Below are 999 nucleotides of genomic sequence, written 5' to 3'. Positions count from 1 at the left end.
GGATAAAACACATCTTTTTTCAAGCCTGCCGTTGGAACGTTTGAGATAGTACCAAGCGACTGTAACGGTGAATTTTAAACCGACTAAGCGTACTTGCTGCCCTTGTTGATGGAGATGTTTTAAAACTCTTCCATCCGTTAGCTTACGACTTACAGATATACCTGTAATGGCATGGTATTTTAACTTTCGTATGCCGTGGATGAATTCAATGCTGCCAAAAGCTGTATCAGCTAAAATCATCACATTGAAGTTTAATTTTAACGATTTGGGTAAATGTTGAACCAGTTTTAATCCTAGCTGTGCAGGAGAGGGAGTGCCTTTACCTCTCCAAACGCGGAAACTCCAAGGAATTCGCCACTTTCCAACAACCAGATAAATCACCACCAAATGCAGCCCACGTTTGCCATTATAAACTGAGATTAAATGCTCAAATTCTTTAAATTTACCACATTTCTCCAGGGTCGTTAGGTCAATAATCACCTGTAAAAAAGGCTTGCGTCCTTTCGCCGACTCTGACAAAACTTGTTGTAAGGCGCCTTGACGAACAGTACGAATTAAATCTCGTGTTGACCAAGGATTGATGTTTAAAAATCGCGAGAGAGCGCTTGCCGATTTTGTTTGCGAGTGTTCGGGTAGAGCATGACCATTAGCCTCCAAGAACAGACCCAGCAAAGCTTCCAGGTTTTCTTTCTGGTAAACAGTGGGCATTAATTCTTTAAGGTTGTAGACTAAATCTTGGGCGTTGGCAAGCATTTGTCTTGCTTTTTTAAAATATACTTCACGCCCTTTTTCTCACGTTTTGGGTCAAATAAGCAAATTTCCACATGTGATTGCATCAAGAGCGCAAGAGCAATTTTTTTAGCTACCTAAGTAATATTACGTTTTTAGAGCATTTTTAAACACTTTAGTCCACTGTAGTCAAGCTATTTATCTACTGTTGCAATTTTACAGTTTTTATTTTGAATTTATGGGTTTATGCGGTAGGTGCAAGATATGAGT

1 protein-coding gene is annotated in these 999 nt (G+C 39.4%); it reads right to left on the bottom strand.

Annotated features, from left to right (window positions below; genetic code table 11):
• Positions 1-753: IS701 family transposase (locus DSM106972_RS50975; RefSeq protein WP_127087850.1), on the bottom strand; the 753-nt coding region annotated here is incomplete at its 3' end.
• Positions 754-999 lie beyond the last annotated feature (246 nt).

Origin of the sequence: Dulcicalothrix desertica PCC 7102 (assembly GCF_003991905.1) — a bacterium.
Lineage (GTDB): Bacteria > Cyanobacteriota > Cyanobacteriia > Cyanobacteriales > Nostocaceae > Dulcicalothrix > Dulcicalothrix desertica.
The sequence above is the reverse complement of the archived record's forward strand: the minus strand, read 5'-3'. Positions and strand labels throughout refer to the sequence as shown.